This window comes from Protofrankia sp. Cas8, from assembly GCF_963555845.1.
Lineage (GTDB): Bacteria > Actinomycetota > Actinomycetes > Frankiales > Frankiaceae > Protofrankia.
Window position 1 is genome coordinate 7,297 of record NZ_CAUVXI010000214.1, and the last position, 3,203, is coordinate 10,499.

At 60.3% G+C, this 3,203-nt stretch carries 2 protein-coding genes and 1 pseudogene; all 3 read left to right on the forward strand.

The window, feature by feature from the left end; all coding sequences use genetic code 11:
• Window positions 1–677 (forward strand): annotated as a pseudogene (locus U9977_RS22680) (glycosyl transferase family 2); the annotation flags it as partial.
• A gap of 56 nt (window positions 678–733) precedes the next feature.
• On the forward strand, window positions 734–1,663 hold the full coding sequence (locus U9977_RS22685; RefSeq protein ID WP_322751312.1) for a glycoside hydrolase family 26 protein: 930 nt from the start codon (window positions 734–736) through the stop codon (window positions 1,661–1,663).
• 207 nt (window positions 1,664–1,870) lie between these two features.
• Window positions 1,871–3,203, forward strand: a 1,333-nt coding sequence (locus U9977_RS22690; RefSeq protein ID WP_322751313.1) for a serine/threonine-protein kinase, incomplete at its 3' end; no start/stop codon positions are given.

Consider the following 3,203-nt stretch of genomic DNA (forward strand, 5'->3'; position numbering starts at 1 on the left):
CCACCGGAATGTGCCCGAGTGAAATGACCACTTTCCACAACCAGCAGTACCGCTGGTGTTCCGCTACCCTGAGCCTCGTTGCTTCGAGGTCGTTTTGGCAGACCAAGTTGAGCTTCGCGCCCCGACTCTGCTATTTTTCAGGCTATCTGTACTATATTTACTCTGCCTTTCTCACGCTATTCGCCCCGCTTATTCCCCTCACCTTTTTGACCCTCATGCCGGGGCGTGTCCGATGGGATAACTACCTTCTAATTCTGCCGAGCCTGACCTATACGATGGTGATTTTCCCGTTATGGCACCGTTGTTTCTACTCATGGGAAACACGACCCGTGCGGCTCATCTGCGGCTGGGCGCACGTCTTCGCCTTGTGGGACCTTCTCCGGGGGCGGCGTGTCGGCTGGCAGGCAACGGGCTCGGCAAAAGCGAAGCCCGGTGATTCGCCGCGGCTGCGAAAGGGGCTGTGGTTGTGGAGTGGGGGGACCGCATTCACGTGGACCGGGCTGGCCCTGTGGCGCATGGCGACCTGGAGCCCGGTGAACTTCTCGCCGTTGTTTATTGCCGGCGCCCTCTCGTGCTCCGTGACCGCCTGGCTACTTTCATCCTTCGTGGGGCCTCGAAGCGCTCGGCCCCGAGCCAAAAACCCGAGGAGTGTCCGGCTGCCGGAGGTGGTAATATGAATAGATCATCTCTGTGGAACGGTCAGCACTCAGTGGTCACTCGTCTATGGTCGGCGGTGTTTATTGTCGTGGCGCTCGGTGCGTGCACATCCGCACCCGCACCTGCGCGCGGATTGGCAAAGTCTGCCTATGACGTCAGCGGATTGATACACGCGAAGGGCAAGTACCTCGGCGTGTCTCTGGACGGCGTGCCGGGATCGACCAAGCCCCTGGAGACATTCGCCTCCCAGGTCGGGAAGAAGGCCAACCTGGTCGAATACTTCGTCGGCTGGAACGAGGATTTCGATATGGCTGGCGCTCGTAGAGTATTCGAATACGGTTCGCTTCCGTTCCTTAACTGGGAGCCATATGGCAAATCGCTGGATGACATTGCAGCAGGTCTCAGTGACTACTATATCTGGAACTTCGCGACGCGCGTTCGCGAGTTGAACCTGCCGATTATGATGAGCTTCGGGCATGAGATGAACGGGAGCTGGTTCCCCTGGGGTGCGCAGGCGAACAGCGCGGCGAGCTTTGTGCGCGCATGGCGACGGATACACGACACCTTCCACCAGGTTGGCGCGACCAACGTCATCTGGACGTGGAGTCCAAATATCGTGAACCCCGTCCTGCAAATCACCCTGGCGCCCTTGTTCCCCGGCGATGACTACGTGGATCTAGTGGGCCTCGTCGGTTATTACCGAAGATATGATGCCCATACTTTCGCGGGCGTTTACCAGCCAACAATCGACCTTGTCCGAGCTTTTACAAGGAAACCATTGATGATCGCTGAGACCGGCGTTGAACCTGGGCCCGGGCGGCCAGAACAGATTGCGGACCTATTACGCGGTGTCGTGGGCCGTTCGGATGTGATCGGGTTTGTTTACTTCGACCGATCGAAGCAAGGTAAAGGTGAAGCAGACTGGCGGATAGCGGCGGACGCTGAGTCACTGGCCGCCTTCCGGGGTGGCGTGGGGAGCCCGGTGTACGGCGGCCTGGTGAGGTGAGCGCTTCCTTGAAAACACGGATGGGCCGGACAGCCCACTCCCTGGCGCGTCGCTGGGAAATTCAGGCAACATCGGAATTCTCGTGGTTTGGATCAGACCGGTGACGAGGGCTGCCTTCACCTGCCGCGTCGCAGCACACCCCGAACCGGGAATTCTTCTGCCTGCGCGAGCCTGGCGGTCAGGGTGACGGATAGTTCGGCTGATCCAGTGAGCGCGCCGCTGCCCTTGACACGGTCGGACCCCCGACAAATCGGCGACTATCGGCTTATCAGCCGGCTTGGTCGCGGCGGAATGGGCACGGTGTATCTTGGGATTGCTGCTGACGACAAACTGGTGGCGGTAAAGGTCATCCGCTCTGAATTCGCCGAAGATCCCCAATTTCATCAACGTTTTCAACGAGAGGCGGAAAACGCCCGTCGGGTCGTTGCCACGTTTTGCACGGCCCGGGTGCTTGCTGTTGGCATGGACGGGGATTCGCAGTTCTTGGTTACGGAGTACATACCGGGCCCCACACTTTCCCGCGCGGTCGCCGTACAGGGCCCTTTCGCGTCGACGGCGGTTGAACAGCTCGCTGTCGCGATGCTCAACGCGTTAGTGGCCATACACAGTGTCGGGCTCGTACATCGCGACCTCAAACCGTCGAACGTGATATTGTCGCCGACTGGTCCGCGAGTCATCGACTTCGGCATCGCCCGTGCCGTCGACGAAAGCAGTGCATTCAGTCTCGGCATGTCACGTATCGGGACGCTGGGCTACATGGCTCCTGAGCAGATCCGTGGCGAGCGAGTGACCCAGGCGGCAGATATTTTTGCGTGGGCCGCAACGGTGACTTTTGCGGCAGCCGGAGCCAGCCCGTTCGGGTCGGACAGCGACGTGACCATGATGTATCGTACTCTCAATGATCAACCGAGCGTCGACAGGCTCGATCCGACCCTTGGCCGGTTGGTCTTCAGGGCGCTGTCGAAAGACGCTGCAAAGCGTCCGTCAGCAAAGATCTTGCTCGATATTCTTCTGGGTCATCCGACGGTTGAGAACCACGAGACGGCGTCAGTCGGCCATGCAGTCCTCCGTGAAACCGAGCCCGACATTTCGATCCCAGAACCGGGCCCAGGCGCCGCCGAACAAAGGCAGGCGGGAGATGCTTTCGCCACCCCCATGCTGCCGGGCTATCCGGCCGGCCGACCGGACCGGAGCTCGTCGAGCGGGCTTTCGCGCGACAGCGAGGGCGAGCAGCGTGTCGGCGCGGTCAGCGGCCCGGAGAGTGCGCAGTATCCGGAGGTCGGTGAGCCTGGGCTTGCGAAGCGTTCGGGCGAGCCACCCACACATGAAGCTCAACAGGCTCGTCCGTCTCCGTCTCCGTCTCCCGTCAGGACGTCACCTTCAGATCTCCTACATAAAGGCAGCGTCCGCGTCAGGACGGCCATCAGACGCAGAGTACGCCGCGTACATACAGTGCGGATGCGTGTGGGGATCGCCGCCTGTTCAGTGATCATACTCGTTGGTACTGTCGTCGCTGTTTCCAGGATCTTTTTTGGTGATT